Raw genomic sequence first — 18,967 nt, 5'->3', positions numbered from 1 at the left:
TTCTGGCATGTGATGCCGCTATTAGGAACCTATACGGGAGTGTTACTCCGGCACTTGCGGCCGCGGCCTGGGGCTGATCAAGTCCGCCATCCTGACCAGGTCCGCCAAGGTCCTCGCGCCCATCTTGCGCATGGCTGCGCCGCGATGAATTTTGGCGGTGATCTCGCTGATTCCGAGGTCGCCGGCCACCTGCTTATTCATCTTTCCCTCGGTGACCAGCAGCATTACCTGCTGCTCCCGTGCCGTCAGTGTTCCAAACCGCTCCCGCATTTTCGAAACATCGCGGTCGACGGCGCGCCGCTGCCGGTCGCGTTCAATGGCTGCCAACACGGCATCGAGCATGTCCTGATCTTTGAAAGGCTTTGGAAGAAAGTCCACTGCGCCGTGCTTCATGGCGCGAACTGACATGGGAATGTCGCCATATCCGGTTATCATCACGACCGGCAATTGAACACCCTGCTTTGACAGTTTCGCCTGAAAATCCAGCCCGTTCATGTCAGGCAAGCGGATATCGACGATAAGGCAGCCCGGACAATCCGGAATGGCCGTAGCGAGGAAATCCTGTGCGGCTGAATATGTCCGCGTTTCGAGCCCTATCGAAAGGAACAGGTCTGGCAACGCTTCTCGCAACGACGCGTCGTCGTCGACCACGTGAACAATCGATTTCTGATCCGAGGGCAGCGGCATCTCTATGGGGAGTATGCCAGAACTCTGGGCGTGCATCAAACGAAAGTGTGACGGAGTCAGGGTCTCGAACTCGGACGAGAGTTTGGAAAGATACCCTGACGCATGCCCCGGAAGCCTGAACACGGTCAAGAGGAAATGAACGTATTAAAAATGCCTGCGACGCGAGCCCTCAAACCAGCCGGTCTCCACGCAGGATGTCGTCGCAAGGCGCGGTGGACCTTTTGTTACCTGGATTCGGAGCCCTGGGGACGGACTGGATTCATTCGCGAAGGCTGCACGCCCGCATCCCGCGTCGGGCTTCCGACCGCAGTGATGGCGCCAACAACGATCTGCGCTACCTTACGGGGGATCTGAGTTTCCCCAGGCCAAAGGTTGCGTAAACCTCAATAGCACTCGCGGTCCGTCGATGCGATCGCAGCGACAGTTCCGCCGTGGCGGGACAGAATACGGCAATCTGCGTTATACAACTCACCCCTTGATATGAGCACGCCTTCCGATCGTTGGATAGCGAACCCAGCACAGAATCTTAGGGTACCAGCAAACACTTGAAGAGGTTTAGATGGGTCACTAGGGCCGACTGCAACTGAGCGTTGCTCGCAGTTCTGCCGTCGGCATCGCTGCACCGTCGTCACCCTCCGCTCCCTCACTAGGTTACCGTATGCCGAACTCAGGAGCTTCGCCATGGATAACGAACCCAACCGGCGCAACGTCCTCGCGATTAGGGCAGCCGCCAGCGCCGTTGGCCTTTCTGCGAAGGCAGCCAAACCCGCCGCCGCACACGTCCAGTCAGGCGAGACTCAGGGGGCCGACGCGACACCTCCCTCACGCGTCAACGTTCCAGAAGAGGCGCTTGACAATTTGCGACGGTGCGTGTCGGCGACACGCTGGCCAGAGCGGGAGGTTGTCAACGACTTTTCGCAAGGCGCGCAGTTGGCGAAAACTGCTGACGCGAGGTCATCTATGTCGCAAGATAAACCTGTCGTGTTCGTGGTCGACGACGACCCATCCGTCCGAGAATCGCTGGATTCGCTCATCAGCTCTGCGGGCTTGTACCCGGAAATTTTCGAGTCCGCTCAGGCCTTCTTCTCTCATCCGCGACCTAATGTTCCGAACTGCTTGATCCTGGACGTCAATCTTCCGGATATCAGCGGGCTTGATCTGCAAAAACTCGTCACTGTCGAGCGGACCGATACGCCGATCATCTTCGTCACGGGATTCGGCGATGTGGATATGGCTGTTAGGGCGATGAAAGCAGGTGCTGTTGAGTTCCTGATGAAACCCGTCCACGCCGACGCGCTGCTGACTGCCATCAAGGGGGCGCTGGAGCGCAGCAGAACCGTCCGCGAGCTTGAATTGGAGGTGAGTGCGCTGCATGATCGCCACGCATCGCTCAGCTGCCGCGAGCAGGAGGTCATGGCGCTGGTCGTCTCCGGCCTGCTGAACAAGCAAGTGGGTTTCGAGCTCGGCATCAGCGAAATCACAGTGAAGGCACACCGGGGCCAAGTCATGCGAAAGATGAAGGCCCGCTCACTCCCACATCTTGTGAATATGGCCGCAAAGCTCGGCCTTACGTACTAGACGGCAAACGCCGCAGTTCGCTTGGCTCATTCACTAGCCCTACCTTTCTACTACCAACGGCTGACGCGATAACGCAACTCGTTGGCGGTCGTATGTAACGCCCCCATGAACAATTTTCGGCTCACCAATCCAAAGGTATCGACGACACCATCGTATAATCGATTTCGCGCCGCCTTTCCTTCAGCTTTCGTATTACATCTCACCTATTGAACAAAGAGCGGTCGGAAGGAGAATTACTTTGGGCAGCGATCAAAAGGTAGCCGTCATCACCGGAGCGTCGCGCGGCATCGGCGCGGCTCTGGTCAACGCGTATCGGGGTCGGAGCTACCGTGTGGTCGCAACAGCGCGGTCAATCGAGCGGTCGGGCGACGACGACATCCTGGTCGTGTCCGGCGACATCGCTGATCCCAAGACGGCCGAGCGCGTCATCGCCGCAGGAGTGGATCGGTTCGGGCGGATCGACACACTCATCAACAACGCGGGCATCTTCATCTCTAAGCCGTTCACCCGCTACACCGAGGAGGACTTCATGGCGGTCCTGGGTGTCAACATCGCTGGGTTCTTTCACGTCACGCAACGCGCCGCCGCCGAAATGGAGAAGAAGGGCAGCGGCCATATCGTACAGGTTACGACGAGCCTGGTCGCTCACCCAAACACGGCCGTGCCAGCGGCGCTCGCCGCGCTGACAAAGGGCGGATTGAACGCCGCGACCAGATCGCTTGCCATCGAGTATGCAAGCCGCGGCATCCGGGTGAATGCGGTCTCGCCCGGTGTCATCAAGACGCCGATGAATCCGGTCGAGACGCACGAAGCGCTTGGAGCCCTTCACCCCGTCGGACGCATGGGCGAAATCGCCGATGTCGTCGAGGCAATTCTCTACCTTGAATCGGCAGCCTTCGTGACCGGAGATATCCTGCACGTAGATGGCGGGCAAAGTGCTGGCCACTAAAGAAATTCGTTTCGCGCATCCAACTCGGGAAGGAGACACCACATGCCTATTGTTACTATTCAAGTAACCCGCGAGGGCACCAAGTCAGGAACAACGTCCGTCACAACGGAGGAGAAGGCGGCGCTAATCAGGGGCGCGAGCCAGCTCCTGCGCGATGTCCTGAACAAGCCTTTCGACTCGACTTTTGTCATCATCGAGGAGGTCGACACAGACAACTGGGGCTGGGGCGGCTTGCCTACGCTCGACTACCAGCGCGCGCGCGCGGCGACGGGAAGCTGACCCATGCCTATCCAACCGACGAGGACAAAGAATGCTGGAATGGGACACCAAGATCGCCGGCGGGTCGATCTTTGCTGGTGATCCGACGTTGCAATGGTCCAGATCCGCGCGCTCAACCAAATAAGCTAGAAATTCTATTCGCCGCCACGGCAGTAGCTCACTTCTCCACCCAGACATTCGCACAAACCTCGAAGCCACCAAGTACGAGGAATAGGCCGCGAAGAGCTAAGCTCGAGAGGCCGAACTGAGCCAGGCCAATTTAAGAGCAATGCCGGTCTTGAGCATGCCGCAACTAATGGAGGCTAACCATGAAAATCTTGATGGTATTGACGTCGCATGACCAACTCGGGAACACCGGCAAGCCGACCGGTTTCTGGTTAGAGGAGTTTGCGGCACCCTACTACGTGTTCAAGGACGCCGGAGCCGAGATCACCTTGGCCTCGCCTAAGGGAGGGCAGCCGCCCATCGACCCCAAAAGCGACGATCCGAACACCCAGACAGAAGCGATGACGCGCTTCAAGAAAGACCCCGGGACTCAGCAGGTATTGGCGAATACCGTAAAGCTCGGCGACATCAAAGCGGAAGGCTTCGACGCCGTCTTCTATCCTGGCGGCCACGGTCCCATGTGGGACCTCGTCAATGACGAGAATTCGATCCGGTTGATCGAGGATTTTTACAACTCCGGCAGGCCGGTCGCCGCCGTCTGTCATGCCCCCGCTGCCCTCCAAAAGGTGACCTACAAGGGGCAGCCCATCGTCAAGGGTAAGCGCGTCACCGGCTTCACCAATTCCGAGGAAGACGCCGTCCACCTGACTAAGGTGGTGCCCTTCCTCGTCGAGGATGAGCTGAAGCGTCTGGGCGGCCACTTTGAAAAAGCTGGCGATTGGGCCGATTTCACAGTCGTGGACGGTCGGCTGATCACCGGCCAGAATCCTTCCTCGTCTAGCTCGGCTGCCAGGGAGTTACTCAAGCTGCTGGAGGCTTAGTTTTGGTTCCGGCGGGCGCCATAGGGTTTATGAGAGCAAATCCCTTCTTAAAGTTGTTTTCAGATCGTCGAGGTTCTCGTCCCTCGGAGGATGGGCCTTTCTGCGCGCGCGGCCGAGGATGGTGACGACGAGGTGCGGCGCGGATGAGGCGAGGTGCGGCGGCGTATCTCACGGGTGGAGCGAACGGCGGCGCGGACGAATGACTTTGAGGGAAAGGTAGGCCGCATCCCGGCGCCGCTATTATGCGCTACGCGACCACGATTCACGCGTACGCTGCGCGGCTGACTGTTGGTGAAAGCCATGACGGCTTCTCCTTTGACGAAGGGCGATCCCCAACGCTGCCGCCGAATGGCATCCAGACTATTGGACGATTGGTGTCGTCAATAACTTGAGATGGGGCTGCCGCACGGTCAATGAGGCTCCTGCACTGCCGACCGGCACATGGCGCGATAGACGCCGTGATGAAGTCGACGTATATTTTCGCGCTCGCGAGATTTGGAAAGGAACGGATGGAGATCGATCGGCGCCGTGTTTTGGATGCACTACCGGCCATGATTTGGATCGCTTTGCCGGATGGGCGGGTTCATTTTGTCAATCAATGCTGGTCTGCCTATACCGGGTTCGACCTGGAGCGATCCCGTGACTCGGGATGGCAGGCAGTGATCAATCCGGAGGATCTGCCATATTTGCTGGAACGCTGGCGTTCGATACTTGCGTCATGTGAACCGGGTGAAATGGGAGCGCGTCTGCGGAGCGCTGCAGGGGAATATCGATATTTCGCAATCAACTGTAGCCCGGTATTCGACGATCTCGGCCGTATCGTCGAGTGGTACGTGGTCAACGCTGAAATCGGGCACAGAAAACGTGCTGAAGAATCGCTGCGACAGCGAGAGGCGATGTTGGCTGCGGCCGAGCAGGATTTTCAGACGAAGGCGCTCGAAGAAGCCGAACGAAATCTTCACCGCATTCTCGGTTCAATCCCCGACTTGGCATGGGCTACCAAACCTGACGGCGAAGTCGAGTTCTTGAATCAGAATTTTCTCGACTATCTCGGCATTACCGCCGAGGAAGCCCAGGGCTTGGGTTGGACCGCATCAGCCCATCCGGACGACGTAGCTGGCTTGACTTCGACCTTGCAGGCTATCCTGGCTTCGGGAAGGCCCGGAGAGGCTGAAGCGAGATTGCGCCGCCGCGACGGACAATATCGATGGTTCCTAATCCAAGCCCATCCGCATCACGGCGACACCGACAATGTCGTGAGGTGGTACGGCACCATTATCGATATCGACGATCGCAAGCAAGCAAACGAGAGCCTCAGGGAAAATGAGCGCAATCTTGGCCTCATCGTCAACACGATACCCGTAATGGTGTGGTCGGCGCGTCCGGACGGTACTGCTGAATTCTTCAACCAGCACTATCTCTATTATGTCGGCCTCTCCATGGGTTCCAATGACTGGGAACCGACCACCGAGTTGTCCGAGTATTGGGATCTGACTGCCTCGGTCCATCCGGACGATGCAGCCGGTCTAGACGGGGCTTTTCAGGGCATATTTGCGTCCGGGCAACCCGGCGAAGCTGAAGCACGTCTCCGCCGCTATGACGGCGAGTACCGATGGTGTCTATTCCGTGCAAATCCGCTACGTGATGAAGCAGGAAACATCGTGAAGTGGTACGGCACAAACACCGACATCCATGATCGCAAGCGAGCCGAAGAAGCTCTGAAGCGCAGCGAGGCGTTCTTGGCGGAAGGTCAGTACCTTGCCGGCATGGGCAATATTTCCTGGAAGGTAAAAACGGGCGAGATTTTATGGTCGGAGCCTCTTTATCGAATCTTCGACTTTAAGCCTGGGACGGTCATAACGCTTGAACGGATCGTCAGTCGTGTGCATCCAGAAGATATGCACCTGATGGGTGTCATGCTCGACAAGGCACAACGGGGCGAGAGCGACTTTGAGTTTCAGCATCGGATCGTCTTGCCAGATCAGACGGTCAAGCACCTTCACCTGATTGCCCATCTGGCTAAGAACGATTCCGGTCAGATCGAATACATCGGTGCGGTCCTCGACATCACGCAACGCCACCGTTCTGAAGAAGCGCTGGAGAAAATCCGATCCGAACTTGCACGCACCACTCGGATCATGAGTTTGGGCGCCCTGACGGCATCGATCGCGCATGAAGTAAGCCAGCCGCTTTCAGGTATTGTCACCAATGCTGGCACCTGCCTGCGGATGCTGGCGGCCGATCCGCCGAACGTCGATGGAGCGCGGGAAACCGCGCGGCGCACCATCCGGGACGGCAATCGCGCGGCCGAGGTGGTCGCGCGGCTTCGCTCTCTGTTCCAGAAAAAGTCTGCAACTATCGAGCCAGTCGATCTAAACGAGGCCGCAGTTGAGGTGATCGCACTGTTTTCCGGTGAACTTCAACGAAACAGGGTGCTGCTTCATACCCAACTCGCAGGCGGGCTACCCTTCGTCGGCGGCGACCGTGTTCAATTGCAGCAGGTCATCATGAACCTGCTTCGCAATGCCGCCGACGCAACGATCCCGGTCGACGATCGGCCAAGACTTGTCGTGCTGGGAACCGAACTTGGCGAGGACGGGAATATCCGCCTCTTCGTTCGAGACGCTGGCGTCGGACTTGATCCACACGGGTCAGAGCGGCTTTTCGAAGCTTTCTACACGACCAAGGCTGAAGGTATGGGCATAGGGCTTTCCGTCAGTCGTTCGATCATCGAAAGCCATGGCGGCCGTCTTTGGGCAGAGGCAAATGAGGGTCACGGTGCAACTTTCTCTTTTTCTATTCACGAGTATGTACGGCCGGAGACACCTGTCCACTTCTCATCGGTCATGCCGACGCCGGTCAGCGCCTCAATAAACCGAGATTTTGCATGAGAGACCTCCGCCCCCTTGTGTCGATTGTGGATGACAACGAGTCTGTGCGCGAGTCGCTACCCGATTTGCTTAGAGAGTTCGGTTTCCGTGCCGAAGCGTTTTCTTCGGCCGAGGAGTTTCTGGTGTCCAGCGCTATCGATCAGACAGACTGTCTGCTTCTTGACGTCTACATGCCCGGTATGACAGGGCCAGATCTTGAACGAGAGTTGGCGCGCCGAGGTCAGTCTATCCCAATCGTGTTCATTACAGCGCCAAGGGACGAAACGGTTCCACCGATTCTTCTCAAAAAGGGTTCGGCCGGATGCCTGATCAAGCCGTTTAGCGACACAGCGCTGCAGAAGGCGCTCGACCTAGCCCTCGAGACCGACTGAGCGCAGCGGGGTTTCGCGGCCTCCGGCAGAGGTATTTCGAATTAGTAGAATTCTACGCACCCGGCTCACCGTAATGCGTGCCCGGGATCACGGAATCATTGCGTCCGCGCCTTAGCAATCCAAAGGTATCGCCAAGACCTTCGTGCTATTGTTTTCGGCCCGGTGCCGGACAAATCTGGCACGAGCATCTGACGCGCAAAGGAGATCAAGGTGAACGCCATTTCTGGCGAGCGGCGAAGCCGCGACCAAATCCCGAACGCGCGCCCAGTCGACATGAAGCTTGAGGTCGCTGCCATCCCGGTTGCGGATATCGATCGCGCCTGGGCGGGAACGGCCATAGTAGAAATGGTTGCGGGCACGGCCCGCCGTCAACTCGGCCTCCTAGAGTCCGCTGGCCATCGCACAAGGCCAGCTTCACCGATGCCGGCCGGCGGCCTTGCCGGTCCCCTCCCCCGCCACGCGCGATGGTCTCGACCGGCATCGGTCCTCTTTCGCTCACACCACTTTCTCGACAGCTTGCCAGGAAACAAAACAACACCAGAGGAATTGGAAAATGGATAAGATCGAAGCTTCGGAAGGTATCAATCAGGATCGACGCCGACTTCTGGCCGCAGTCACGACCGGCATCGTGGTTGCTGGTGCGACAATGCTGCTTCCGTCATTACCGAGTGCGGCAGCCTCTAGCGACGCCATCCAGCCTTTCCACATTCATGTTCCGAAAAAGGAACTCGTCGATCTTCGCAAGCGACTTGCTGCTACGCGGTGGCCCGACAAGGAGACCGTCGCCGATCAGTCGCAGGGTGCTCAGTTGGCCAAGCTGCGGGGCCTAGTTCAGTACTGGGGCACCGATTACGACTGGCGAAAGATAGAAGCGAAGCTGAATGCACTGCCGCAGTTCATCACCAATATCGATGGGACCGACATTCACTTCATTCATGTTCGTTCCCGTCAAGAGAATGCTCTTCCCTTGATCATCTCGCACGGCTGGCCCGGATCCATAATCGAGCAACTCAAGATCATCGGCCCCCTCACGGATCCGACAGCGCACGGAGGTAGCGCCGAGGAAGCATTCGACGTCGTTATCCCCTCATTGCCCGGCTTCGGCTTCTCGGGCAAACCGACCGGCACCGGGTGGGACCCCGACCATATCGCGCGAGCTTGGGCCGATCTGATGAAACGCCTTGGCTACACGAACTACGTCGCCCAAGGCGGCGATTGGGGCAGTGCGATCTGCAACTCCATGGCGCGTCAGTCTGCTCCCGGATTGCGCGGCATTCATATCAATCTGCCGGCAGCGGTGCCGCCGGAAGCGGCCGTGGCGCTCGGCGGCGGGCCGCTACCGGTAGGCATCTCCGATCAGGAGCGCGCAGTCATCGAAGCACTCATGATGTCCGGAAAGAATGGGAACCTGGCGTATTTCACGATGATGTCGGCGCGGCCCCAGACGGTGGGCTATGGCACGACGGATTCTCCAGCCGGCCTTGCGGCGTGGGTTCTCGTGCACCCCGGCTTCTCGCACTGGTCGTACGGTGCCGATCCTGAAAACTCGCCAACGAAAGACGACGTGCTGGACAACATCACGCTCTACTGGCTCACGAACACCGGGGCCTCGTCGGCGCGACTCTACTGGGAGAATGGCCCCCACGGCAGCATCATCTTCGCGGCCGCGCAAAGGACCTCCGAAATATCGCTCCCGGTCGCCATCACCGTGTTTCCTGAGGACGTGTACAAGCCGCCAGAGACATGGGCGCGCCGTGCTTACCCCAACCTGACCTACTTCCACGAGGTCGACAGGGGCGGACACTTCGCTGCGTGGGAGCAACCAGAATTGTTCAGCGCGGAGCTTCGCGCCGCGTTCCGGGGCCTCCGGCAGGCCTGACTATCTTTCACCACATCTCACCCGACCGAACATGGTCAGGAGGATGGGCGTCACGATTTGTAAGAGGTTGGCATGAAGGTAAGGCAGGTTGGTGCGTCTTCTTGATCGCTGGATGCGATATCACGCTCAACACAGGTCGGGCGCAATAGATGGAACAAATGCTCGGGATAACACGGACGGACCTGCAGAGGCATGATCTCAGCGTCCCGGGACAGGAAGCCGTTCAGACGCGGTAGACTTCGCGCCCGGAGCGGTGTTTCCGATGCATCGGCATCACGGTGAAGAGATCGTCTACGTCCTCGAAGGTTCGATAGAATACGAGGTCGAGGGCCAACCGTCGCAGATTATCAATGCCGGTAGCGTGCTGCTTATTCCCGCCATGGTCCCCCACGCCGCGAAAAACGTCGGCAGTGTCACCGCGACCGAGGTTGGCACGTATGTCGTCGAGAAAGACAAGCCGCTCGTAGAGTTAGTGAAGTGAGATTCGGAGACCACAGTCAGACCACGGAAGGATTTCCCCATGATGACGAACCGCTTGTTGGCCTCATTCTTGTTTATCAACGCAATTGGGCTGCCCGCCGCCCGTTTCGGATCGGAAGCGAAGGAGCAACCGATGGTTGTCAAAGCACCGCAAAGTTCATCCGTCCATGGATCCATTTTCGGCTGGATAGCCGGCCAATCGGAGCTGGCGTCTATTGGGCGAGCCAACGAGTGGCTCAATTCCCCGCCACTGACGCCGGCGGCCCTCCGCGGAAAGGTCATCCTTGTCAGTTTCTGGACTTACACCTGCATCAATTGGATGCGCGTGCAGCCCTACCTCCGCGCATGGGCAGAAAAGTACAAGGGCCAGGGGCTGGTCGTGATCGGTGTGCATTCGCCGGAATTCCGATTTGAAAGGAACATCGACAACGTCCGTCGCGAGGTGAAAGCATTGGGCGTCGACTATCCTGTTGCTGTAGACAGCGAGGGCGCAATTTGGCGCGGCTTCAACAATAATTATTGGCCGGCGTTCTATTTTATCGATGCGCAAGGAAACGTTCGTGATCAACATTTCGGCGAGGGCTCGTACGAACAGTCGGAAATGATTATTAAGCGGTTGCTCGCAGAGGCTGGCGCCCAAGGCATAGGCGCTGATCTGGTGTCGGTCGACGCCGGCGGCCTTGAGGCGGCCGCGGACGAGGTCAATCTCAAGTCTCAGGAAAACTACGTCGGTTACAATCGCACCCAGGGCTTCGCATCGCCGGGCGGTGTGGTGCGCAACAAGCTTCACCTCTATGAAGCCCCGGCCCAGTTGCACCTGAATGAATGGGCGCTCGCCGGCGGCTGGATAGTGGGCAGCGACGGCGCCTCTCCAAAAGAGCCGAACGGCAACATCACGTACCGATTTCACGCCCGTGATCTTCATCTTGTTATGGGGCCGGCATCGCCTGGAACCACCGTGAAATTCCGCGTCCTGATCGATGGTCAGCCACCAGGCAGATCTCACGGGCTTGACGTTGACGAACAGGGCAACGGCACAGTGAGCGAGCAGCGTCTGTTCCAGCTGATCCGGCAACAGGGGCCGATCACAGATCGCCAATTTGAAATCATCTTTCTCACCGCGGGCGCCGAGGTTTTCTGCTTCACGTTCGGCTGATCCGAGACCGGCCGGCCCGGTCTCGATCGCGACATTGAGGGAGGCCGAGCAGACCGGCACCGCTTGAAGCTATCGCGCGGTTGCCTGCTGTGAACACTACAATCCTCTGGCGCGGTATGCGATGATGGCAGACGGCGAGCAGATTCACTCTGCGATGTACCCGGGCTCCATTTTCGGCGAGCTGTTTTCCGAGCACACGCAGGTCAACATCCGGCAGCATGCGCTGGAGTCCGCTTGCTTCGTCGTTTGCGCGACAGCATGGCTCGATGCCGATCAGCAAGCGCGGATCGTGAAGGACACTGGGGGTGGCAGCATCGGCGCGATCTCCGGCGGTTGCCTCACAGCGACGGTGGCGCCCGATGGAAGTTTGCTCGCGGAACCGATTCGATCTGGCGAAGGAGTAGTCATCGCCGACCTCAACTTCGCGCAGATCGACAAGCGAAAGTGGCTGACGGATTCACGCGGCCATTACAGCCGGCCGGAATTGCTCAGCCTGCTGATCGACCGAACCTCGACCGCCCACGTTCACGAGCGCGCCTCCATCCCTGTCTTGGACGCCGAGCCAAGCTTGAGGTATCTGATGGTGAAGATCAAGGGAGGCTGATCGAGCCGGCTGCGGAGTAACCGCGAGACGGTCACGAACGACAGCGAGATGCGGTAACGGTGAATATCACTTCCGGAGAACGACAGGCATGGCACAAAACTCTCGTCTCACAGATTCTTCAGGTTGAACATATCAAGATCTGCTCAAACAGACCGTTCGCAGAGGTCCGGATAACACTTGCGAGTACGCTGCCAATTCTCGAGCCAGGCATCGTAGCCGCGTCGCGTAACAGCGATCAGAACTATGTCACGGATTATGAAGTGAACGGGCCAAAGCTGTCGATCTTTGGCTGTCGTGATCATGGCGCGTTGCTGCAAATCGAAGGCCAAAAATGCAATCCCGTTGCCGCCTCGAAAATGACCCGTCATCAGCTTTCCGGTGCCCTTACGCGCCGTTGCGGGTGGTTCCGCTTGAGGACGAACAATGCAGGGGTGCTTTTGAATATGACAGGCCATCGTCTTTCTTTGGCCAGTATTGCGACGAGCGTGTGAGCAAGGTCGGCCCCTATCTCGACGACACTTTGGAAGCGGTCTTGCATAAGGCTGCCGAATAAGCAATTCCGCAGGTGCGCGGCGTTCATCCGCCTACTCCAAGACTTGCAGATCCACTTCACCAGACGATGCGTCAGCTGCCGGCGACATCAGCAATGGCCTGCGCAAAGGCCTCTGGTGCCTCTTGCGGCAGGTTGTGCCCAATCCCGCCCTTAATGACGCGGTGTGAATATTTGTTCCAGAACATCTTGGCGTAGGCACTAGCCTCCGGATGCGGAGCCCCGTTGGCGTCACCTTCAAGGGTGATCGTCGGCACATCGATAAGAGGCGCCTGGGCAAGTCGCTGCTCGAATTCGTCAAACCGCACCTCGCCCTTGGCGAGGCCGAGCCGCCAACGGTAATTGTGGATCACGATGTCTACGTGATCGGGATTGTCGAACGCAGTGGCACTGCGTTCGAAGGTGGCATCGTCGAAGCTCCATCGCGGCGACGCTGTTTGCCAGATCAGCCTGGCGAATTCGCGCCTATTCTTCTCGTAGCCAGCGCGGCCGCGGTCGGTGGCGAAGTAATATTGATACCACCACTGTAGCTCGATCTTTGGCGGCAGCGGCAGCTTGCCGAGTTGCTGGTTGCCGATAAGATAGCCGCTCACCGAGACCATGGCCTTGCATCGGTTCGGCCACAATGCAGCGACGATATTGGCCGTGCGGGCGCCCCAGTCGCAGCCGCCGATCGTGGCCTGCTCGATCTTCAGCGCATCCATCAAGGAGATGAGGTCGGCCGCGAAAGCTGCCTGTTGGCCATTGCGCTGCGCTTGATCCGACAAGAAGCGCGTCGTGCCATAGCCACGCTGATACGGAACGATCACGCGGTACCCCTGCGCCGCAAGCAAAGGCGCGACATCGACATAGGTGTGGATATCATAGGGCCAGCCATGGAGCAGAACGACGGGCGCGCCCTCGGCCGACCCGAGTTCGGCATAGCCGACGTTCAACTGCCCAGCGTCGATCTGCCTGAGCGGGCCGAACGATTTCGGCGGCGGCGGCGTGGCCTTCGCTGTCTCGCTGGACGCCGCACTCGCTTGCGTGTCTACGCCAAGCTCGACGGCCGCGAGTGTCATTGCGGCGACGCCGATGAGACGCCGGCGATGGCGATTAATTGTCTCGGCCGGGTCGGTGCTGGTCATGATAGCTCATCCTATGATTATGGAGGGAGGGGCCGCCCAGTTCAGTGCCGTAACGTCGAGGCGGATGATCTTCTCCAAAGGGTCAGCGCGAGGTCCACGAGAAGCTGCGGCGCCGAATATCCGCGCGACGCTTCGTCGAGCATCCTAGCGGCGCCGGCAGCAGACGAAGCGGCAAGAAAGAGCTCGATCATGGCATCCTTCAAACTCGTCCCGCTCGTTCGTGTGAAGGACAGATTGACTGACCTGATGGGCTAATCCATTGCACGAAGGTGTCGCCGATACCTTTGGACTACCCGCATAAGAGACGTCAGCGTTTGCGGAGGCGAGACACTCTTTTGCCCGCACACATTGGAGGTGCGGCTGGAAAATCTCTGGTTTGCATTAATAGATAAACCGACACTTAGGAATAATAGAAAGTGGGAGAAGGGCGATGCATAACAATAGAAAGCGAAAGCGGCGGGGCCGCCTCGCAAAGCCTCACACATTGGAGACTGCCAGTCAGGCGTTAATGGCGAACATCGCAATGCTTCCGTCGCGCAGATCAAACCAGATTGCTTGCGTCTTTGATTCGGGCGTTTTGCTTTGCGGATAGACGCTCAACATCGGAGGGCGCGGTCAAACCAAATGAGCGGTGCAAGCGCGAACTCGAAGGCGTGCTCCATTCTGTCCGCGTTCACCCATCACCGCTTCACGACCCCGGCTGCGTATAGACAAGGGGCCTTACGCCGCTCTGATAGTCCTTTGTCGGCAGAGCCGGTTGCGGCCGTGCGTAGAACATTGGCTCGCGGGTATCGAGACCGGCGTCGGCGGCCTGCATCTTCATCTCTACCCCAGTGCCGTCGGCTTCCGCCTTGCCCATCGCATCTTGCAGCTGTTGCGCGGCTTGCTGACTCCATGGCAGCACATAGAAGCGCGGCTCAGTCGAGCCGGGCGTGGTGAGCCACACGTAGATGGCTTCGTTCTCAACCGGCACGGCGCCCACCACCTGGGCTTTTGCCATGTCCCGCCATTCGAAAGTAAGCGGCTTGGGACGGCCGAGAAGCTCACTGGCACCAACATAGACGATGGCGATCAGCACCAGGAAGATGCCGACCGAGAGGGTGCGGCGAGCAATGCCTGCCTGCGGCAGGATAATGAAGATGAACGCGCCCAGCAGCAGGGCGAAGATGACAGGAGCGATCATCATTGGGTGGCCGCCACGCGTAGAGGTTTGAACAGACTGTTGATGCTGCCTGGCACCAGTAGGCCAGTCGAATCGAGCCGGAATCTCAAGGCGGTAAGCTCCTGGTTGGGCTTGCGCAATTGGACCGTCGTTGTGGCGAGCGGCGCAGACGACTTGGTGGAATCGGGCTTTACGCTTACGGTGACCTTCACCGGGATGGGATATGTGACGTTGACGCCGCGATACATGTGAACATTGACGATGTATTCACCCGCGGGAGCGCCCCTCGAATAGGCGACCTCATGGTTGGAGTCGGTCATGTCCTGTGCCATCCCCAGATCATCGCGCAGCAGATCGAACACCTTGCCGCTCTTGTTGGAGTAGCCGACCGGCACATCGCCGGGCGCCTGGACCCACAGGTCGACATCGGCGTCGAGCTTGTCCGGCCATTGCGTCTCGACGGTGACGTTCCCGGGCGCCGTGACGCCATCGGTCTCGCTCGCCTTGGCCGGCGGATTCATCACTGTCATCATGAGCGTGGTCATGAGGACAAAGCCGCCGAGCATCAAGAGAGCGGTGTCGAGCCAGACGGTGAGAGTTTCCTCATCCATCGAAGTTACCGAGCAGGCGAAGATTGATCTTGAGCCACAGGTTCGTGGCTATGCCGAGCAGCGTCGCATAGAGCGCGACATACATGCCGTCGATCACCGACCCGATCATCGAACGGATCGCATTGGGGTCGGCCGAGCCGCCGGCGCGCGCCGCAGAGAAGGCGACGATGAGCCCAACCACGGTTCCGAGCAGCCCGATCCGCACCACATGGGTCGCCAGCCAATCGACATCCCGCCAGCGCCGAAAGAAGACGCACAGAATGCCCAGAGCGCCAATTGCCGCGATCAACCAGCACAGGAACGCGTTATTGCCGGCGAAGGGTTTGCCTGCAATGCCGACGGCCCATAGCCCCACGATACCAGCCGCGCCGACCGCCTGAAGCACGATGAACCGCGACAGAAACGCAAGCGGAGTGCCGTTCGTGTCGTCAGAACGCGTGTCCCACAGCTCACGGGCAACGGCTTGCGGCTGCTCCTGCACCAGCTTTGGAACGACCGGGCTAACGATGGACCGCAACTTTTGTCGCGGCGCACTTACCAGGGAATAGGTGTCAACCATCTTGGCCTCCTTCTATGCGATCAGGCGCCGCGCTCGCCCTTGGCGCCGACCCGCTTCAATTCTTCCCAGCCTTCACCGGACGCGACGAGGCAGCTTGGGCCGTTCGGCTGGCTGATCAGGATCGTCCAGGTCTCGCCGTCGTCGCTGGTCAGCACTTCAATGACCGAGCCGTTCTTGGACAAGCCGAGGGCAACGGGTGCTTCCTTGAATCGGTCGGAAAGTTGCTTCAGGATTTCCGGCCGCGAGGCGCACAGGGGCGACCCGCCCGCCGTGGCCGCTGGCGATGCCGCCGCCACCGGCATGGCGGAGGTGGCGACCAGCGAGACTGCCGCGCCCATCGCTTTGATACGCGTCAACGCAAAACGTGGCTTGACCTGTTTAAGAGCTTGGTTGGACATCGGGACCTCCGAGTTTGTACGAAGGCAGGCCTCCGCCAGCCCTGCGGTCGATTCAACCTTCGTGCCAAGGGTGTACTTGTTCGCACCTGCTATTAGCGTTGCAGATTATTGCAGGAGTCGGGGTGCCTTCCATTCTACAAGGGTTTACTCGGGTGTCTGATTAGTCTGGGAAGCTCAAACCTTAGTATGAGCGCCGCGCGCCAATCCCAAGGCGCCTGAAACGTGCCGATCCACAGGCCGTCCTTCGCTGCCTCTTGCAGGTGGGCGTGACAACGGAGCGATAGGGATTGCCACCTTGCTTGCGGATGGCGATCTCGATCTGGCGCACGAAGGGCAGCGTGCGCGGGTTGAGCGGCGCGCTGCTGCGGCGCGTCCGGCCGGTGCGAACCTGGAATCTGTCGAGAAGAAACTTGGCCGCGTTTGTCGCAGGTTATCAGCGGGCTGTCCAACATGCACCGTCCGCGGATCTTGGGTTGCCGAAGGCCTTGGCACCCTTCACCATCCCGGATTTGCAGACGGGTAGTTTCGCTCAGCCCAAGCAGCGAAGCCTGAACTGGCAGTTCGATGAGTGGGGGGAACGGCGGTAGCGCTCTCCCGCTACCACTTCCAACCCACTATCGTACGTAACGGCGGCGTTGAAGCGGCTGCCTAGTCCGGTGGGCTTTTCAGTATACCGTGCATTGGGAAATGCGGCCCCGCCTATAAGGGCGGCAAGCTTGCCCTTGACCTCGATTTCGAAGCCCTCACGTGCCCGCTTGGGGTGCACGGTGACACTATGAACAAGTCCTCGAAGGTTTTGGATCAGCGGGCCACGGTCGTCAGCAGCAGTTGCGTGGTCGGCCAACGCCTTTGAAAGGCCGTCGACGGTTTCGATGTAACGCTGCAAGGTCGCAGGGTGGAGAGCTACGGGTGACGGCGGCTCATCGAGACCGGAGAGCTGTGCCTCTACCTCGGAAAGCTGCGTCTTGAGTTCTGCAATACGCTGCTTGGCATCCTCTTCAGCAATGACGCTCCTGATCACAAGATCGATCGTGCGCTGCCGCTCGCCTTCTATCCGATCGCGCTTGCCTTGCAGCGCTGTGCGCATCGCATTGGCCTGCGCGGACAATTCTCGGCGCTCTTGGTTGTATTTGCGGATGTATGCCTCGATGAGGTCCGGCGCTTTCAGTTGGTCGCGCATGCCATCGAGGACCGCCTTCTCGATCTCGGGTAGATAGATGATGCGCCGGTTGGAGCAGCTCCCGCTTTCACGAACTGCCGAGCACCGGATGCGAGTCTTACCTGTCTTATCACGGTCGTGAACCGACAGACCCGAACCGCAAACGCCGCAGCGGAGCAGACCGGACAACAGGTGAGCCGGCCGACGCTTGATATGAGAGATTGCGTTAACCCGCGCTGCTTTGCGAGCTTGCGCCTTCTCCCAGATTTCGTCTTCGATGATGCGCAAATGCGCAACTTCTTTCGTGTGCCATTGGTCCTTTGGATTCGGCCTGGAGACGCGCTTGCCTGTATCGGGATTCTTCACCATCCGGACCTTGTTCCAGACGATCCGACCGACATAAAGCTCGTTGACGAGCAGACCTACGCCGCGCTGTGCATTTCCGTTGATCGTGGAACCGTTCCACCGTATCCCCCGCGGTGGCGCTATCCCATCCCGGTTGAGGTCACCGGCTAGGTCACGTGGTGCGCGACCGGCCGAATAAGCGGCAAAAATACGCCGGATAACGTCTGCCTCCTCTTGGACGATCTCGAGTTCGCCAGGATGGCCCAAGACCGGTCGATAGCCATAGGCCCGGCCTCCGGCATGACGTCCATCACGGACGACTCCAGCCATACCCCTACGGACTTTCTTTGCGCCATCCTCCCTCTGCATCTGACCGACAAGTCCACGAATACCAATGAGCACCGCATCGGCGATACCGTCATGAACAGCCTGGATTTCAATGTCGAGAAAAGAGAAACGTTTGTGAAGACCTGCGAGATCCGCCATGTCGCGCGATAGGCGATCGAGCGCCTCGACGACGACGATGTCGAACGCGTTCTGGTCCGCAGCTTCCATCAGGCTCATCAGCGCGTCGCGACCCAATATAGATGAGCCGGAGCGCGCCTTGTCCTCGTAGACCGCAACGATAGCCAGACCGTTGCGCGCTGCGTAAGCACGGCACAGCGCAATCTGGTCTTCAGTGGATTTTTCGTTCTGCAGCTCGGTCGAAAAGCGTGCGTAGACAGCGGCCCGCCTCATGTGTCGGAAGCCTTCTTCTCGCAGCGATCTGCATCCATGGCAGCATTTCGGCCAGCCGAAGCACCGACGGATTTGAGATGATCGCCTCTGGCATCGGCGATGGCGAGTGCTTCGACAAACTTAAGCATGGCTGTGCGAAGCTCCTCCGGCGTTACCGCTGGGGCGGTTTCGCGCAGCAATCCACCATCGCGTCTGTGTCGTGCCGACTTCACGAAGCCGAGCATCACTAACACGACCGGCGATAAAAGGGGCACACCCCTTCGATCGTGCAATTAGGACCCTTCGGCGCGGAAATCGGATGGTCGCCGAACTGGCGAATCTAGATCGCACGGGCTGCACCCATGCTGCTGGGAAGCCTATGGCAGGAACTTGGGATGCGTCCGGAAGCCTTTTCATGCAACGCTCCCATCATCGCCATAGGCAACGACAGGGCCACTTTCTCCGTGCCTGCGGCGATG

General features: G+C 59.0%; 18 protein-coding genes and 1 pseudogene. 11 read left to right on the top strand and 8 right to left on the bottom strand.

Going from position 1 to position 18,967, the window contains the following annotated elements:
* Nucleotides 1-42 precede the first annotated feature (42 nt).
* Complete coding sequence (locus AC04SF_RS03865) at nt 43-687, bottom strand: response regulator transcription factor (RefSeq protein ID WP_488476574.1); 645 nt, start codon at nt 685-687, stop codon at nt 43-45.
* A gap of 681 nt (nt 688-1,368) precedes the next feature.
* Here AC04SF_RS03865 and AC04SF_RS03860 point away from each other — a divergent pair.
* The 11 genes and pseudogenes from AC04SF_RS03860 (at nt 1,369) to AC04SF_RS03810 (ending at nt 12,351) form a co-directional block, all read left to right on the top strand.
* On the top strand, nt 1,369-2,265 hold the full coding sequence (locus AC04SF_RS03860; protein ID WP_488476573.1) for a response regulator transcription factor: 897 nt from the start codon (nt 1,369-1,371) through the stop codon (nt 2,263-2,265).
* Between the two features lie 238 nt (nt 2,266-2,503).
* Entirely contained in the window at nt 2,504-3,214 is a 711-nt protein-coding gene (locus tag AC04SF_RS03855) for an SDR family NAD(P)-dependent oxidoreductase (protein WP_488476572.1), read from the top strand.
* 42 nt (nt 3,215-3,256) lie between these two features.
* Entirely contained in the window at nt 3,257-3,493 is a 237-nt protein-coding gene (locus tag AC04SF_RS03850) for a tautomerase family protein (protein WP_488476571.1), read from the top strand.
* A gap of 308 nt (nt 3,494-3,801) precedes the next feature.
* On the top strand, nt 3,802-4,479 hold the full coding sequence (locus tag AC04SF_RS03845) for a type 1 glutamine amidotransferase domain-containing protein (protein WP_488476570.1): 678 nt from the start codon (nt 3,802-3,804) through the stop codon (nt 4,477-4,479).
* 509 nt (nt 4,480-4,988) lie between these two features.
* Entirely contained in the window at nt 4,989-7,370 is a 2,382-nt protein-coding gene (locus tag AC04SF_RS03840) for a PAS domain-containing sensor histidine kinase (RefSeq protein WP_488476569.1), read from the top strand.
* Nucleotides 7,367-7,741 (top strand): response regulator transcription factor, encoded by a 375-nt coding sequence (locus AC04SF_RS03835; protein WP_488476568.1) that lies wholly within the window; start codon nt 7,367-7,369, stop codon nt 7,739-7,741. Before AC04SF_RS03840 ends, AC04SF_RS03835 begins: the two co-directional genes overlap by 4 nt.
* A 553-nt stretch (nt 7,742-8,294) precedes the next feature.
* Nucleotides 8,295-9,620: an epoxide hydrolase family protein gene (locus AC04SF_RS03830; protein ID WP_488476567.1), complete on the top strand. Its 1,326-nt coding sequence runs from the start codon at nt 8,295-8,297 to the stop codon at nt 9,618-9,620.
* Nucleotides 9,621-9,882: 262 nt separating this feature from the next.
* Entirely contained in the window at nt 9,883-10,101 is a 219-nt protein-coding gene (locus AC04SF_RS03825; RefSeq protein ID WP_488476566.1) for a cupin domain-containing protein, read from the top strand.
* Nucleotides 10,102-10,140: 39 nt separating this feature from the next.
* Nucleotides 10,141-11,256, top strand: coding sequence for a redoxin family protein (locus tag AC04SF_RS03820; protein WP_488476565.1), 1,116 nt, complete (start codon nt 10,141-10,143; stop codon nt 11,254-11,256).
* A 91-nt stretch (nt 11,257-11,347) separates the two neighbouring features.
* Nucleotides 11,348-11,860 (top strand): annotated as a pseudogene (locus AC04SF_RS03815) (nitrilase-related carbon-nitrogen hydrolase); the annotation flags it as partial.
* Between the two features lie 59 nt (nt 11,861-11,919).
* Entirely contained in the window at nt 11,920-12,351 is a 432-nt protein-coding gene (locus AC04SF_RS03810) for a hypothetical protein (protein WP_488476564.1), read from the top strand.
* Between the two features lie 133 nt (nt 12,352-12,484).
* On the opposite strand, the gene AC04SF_RS03805 is transcribed toward AC04SF_RS03810, so the two are convergent.
* The 7 genes from AC04SF_RS03805 to AC04SF_RS03775 form a co-directional block, all read right to left on the bottom strand.
* The gene (locus AC04SF_RS03805; RefSeq protein ID WP_488476563.1) at nt 12,485-13,537 is read right to left on the bottom strand and encodes an alpha/beta fold hydrolase; all 1,053 of its coding nucleotides are present in this window, start codon (nt 13,535-13,537) and stop codon (nt 12,485-12,487) included.
* A 688-nt stretch (nt 13,538-14,225) separates the two neighbouring features.
* Complete coding sequence (locus AC04SF_RS03800; RefSeq protein ID WP_488476562.1) at nt 14,226-14,723, bottom strand: hypothetical protein; 498 nt, start codon at nt 14,721-14,723, stop codon at nt 14,226-14,228.
* The gene (locus AC04SF_RS03795) at nt 14,720-15,310 is read right to left on the bottom strand and encodes a DUF2135 domain-containing protein (protein ID WP_488476561.1); all 591 of its coding nucleotides are present in this window, start codon (nt 15,308-15,310) and stop codon (nt 14,720-14,722) included. Before AC04SF_RS03795 ends, AC04SF_RS03800 begins: the two co-directional genes overlap by 4 nt.
* A complete protein-coding gene (locus AC04SF_RS03790) occupies nt 15,303-15,869 on the bottom strand; it encodes a MotA/TolQ/ExbB proton channel family protein (protein WP_488476560.1) in 567 nt (188 codons plus the stop codon). The genes AC04SF_RS03795 and AC04SF_RS03790 overlap by 8 nt, the downstream gene beginning before the upstream one ends.
* 20 nt (nt 15,870-15,889) lie before the next feature.
* Nucleotides 15,890-16,267, bottom strand: a complete 378-nt coding sequence (locus AC04SF_RS03785; protein WP_488476559.1) for a hypothetical protein — start codon at nt 16,265-16,267, stop codon at nt 15,890-15,892.
* A 529-nt stretch (nt 16,268-16,796) separates the two neighbouring features.
* The gene (locus AC04SF_RS03780) at nt 16,797-18,509 is read right to left on the bottom strand and encodes a recombinase family protein (RefSeq protein WP_488476558.1); all 1,713 of its coding nucleotides are present in this window, start codon (nt 18,507-18,509) and stop codon (nt 16,797-16,799) included.
* Nucleotides 18,506-18,733, bottom strand: a complete 228-nt coding sequence (locus AC04SF_RS03775) for a hypothetical protein (protein ID WP_023683390.1) — start codon at nt 18,731-18,733, stop codon at nt 18,506-18,508. The genes AC04SF_RS03780 and AC04SF_RS03775 overlap by 4 nt, the downstream gene beginning before the upstream one ends.
* Nucleotides 18,734-18,967: the final 234 nt, after the last annotated feature.

The organism is Mesorhizobium sp. CNPSo 4671, assembly GCF_057784245.1.
Note: the sequence above shows the minus strand (reverse complement) of the source record. Positions and strands in the feature narration are given on the sequence as shown.

Coding starts and splice junctions, on each gene's coding strand:
- AC04SF_RS03865 (WP_488476574.1), bottom strand. CDS start 687: ATGCCGCTGCCCTCGGATCAGAAATCGATTGTTCACGTGGTCGACGAC.
- AC04SF_RS03860 (WP_488476573.1), top strand. CDS start 1,369: ATGGATAACGAACCCAACCGGCGCAACGTCCTCGCGATTAGGGCAGCC.
- AC04SF_RS03850 (WP_488476571.1), top strand. CDS start 3,257: ATGCCTATTGTTACTATTCAAGTAACCCGCGAGGGCACCAAGTCAGGA.
- AC04SF_RS03845 (WP_488476570.1), top strand. CDS start 3,802: ATGAAAATCTTGATGGTATTGACGTCGCATGACCAACTCGGGAACACC.
- AC04SF_RS03840 (WP_488476569.1), top strand. CDS start 4,989: ATGGAGATCGATCGGCGCCGTGTTTTGGATGCACTACCGGCCATGATT.
- AC04SF_RS03835 (WP_488476568.1), top strand. CDS start 7,367: ATGAGAGACCTCCGCCCCCTTGTGTCGATTGTGGATGACAACGAGTCT.
- AC04SF_RS03830 (WP_488476567.1), top strand. CDS start 8,295: ATGGATAAGATCGAAGCTTCGGAAGGTATCAATCAGGATCGACGCCGA.
- AC04SF_RS03825 (WP_488476566.1), top strand. CDS start 9,883: ATGCATCGGCATCACGGTGAAGAGATCGTCTACGTCCTCGAAGGTTCG.
- AC04SF_RS03820 (WP_488476565.1), top strand. CDS start 10,141: ATGATGACGAACCGCTTGTTGGCCTCATTCTTGTTTATCAACGCAATT.
- AC04SF_RS03805 (WP_488476563.1), bottom strand. CDS start 13,537: ATGACCAGCACCGACCCGGCCGAGACAATTAATCGCCATCGCCGGCGT.
- AC04SF_RS03800 (WP_488476562.1), bottom strand. CDS start 14,723: ATGATGATCGCTCCTGTCATCTTCGCCCTGCTGCTGGGCGCGTTCATC.
- AC04SF_RS03795 (WP_488476561.1), bottom strand. CDS start 15,310: ATGGATGAGGAAACTCTCACCGTCTGGCTCGACACCGCTCTCTTGATG.
- AC04SF_RS03790 (WP_488476560.1), bottom strand. CDS start 15,869: ATGGTTGACACCTATTCCCTGGTAAGTGCGCCGCGACAAAAGTTGCGG.
- AC04SF_RS03785 (WP_488476559.1), bottom strand. CDS start 16,267: ATGTCCAACCAAGCTCTTAAACAGGTCAAGCCACGTTTTGCGTTGACG.
- AC04SF_RS03780 (WP_488476558.1), bottom strand. CDS start 18,509: ATGAGGCGGGCCGCTGTCTACGCACGCTTTTCGACCGAGCTGCAGAAC.
- AC04SF_RS03775 (WP_023683390.1), bottom strand. CDS start 18,733: ATGCTCGGCTTCGTGAAGTCGGCACGACACAGACGCGATGGTGGATTG.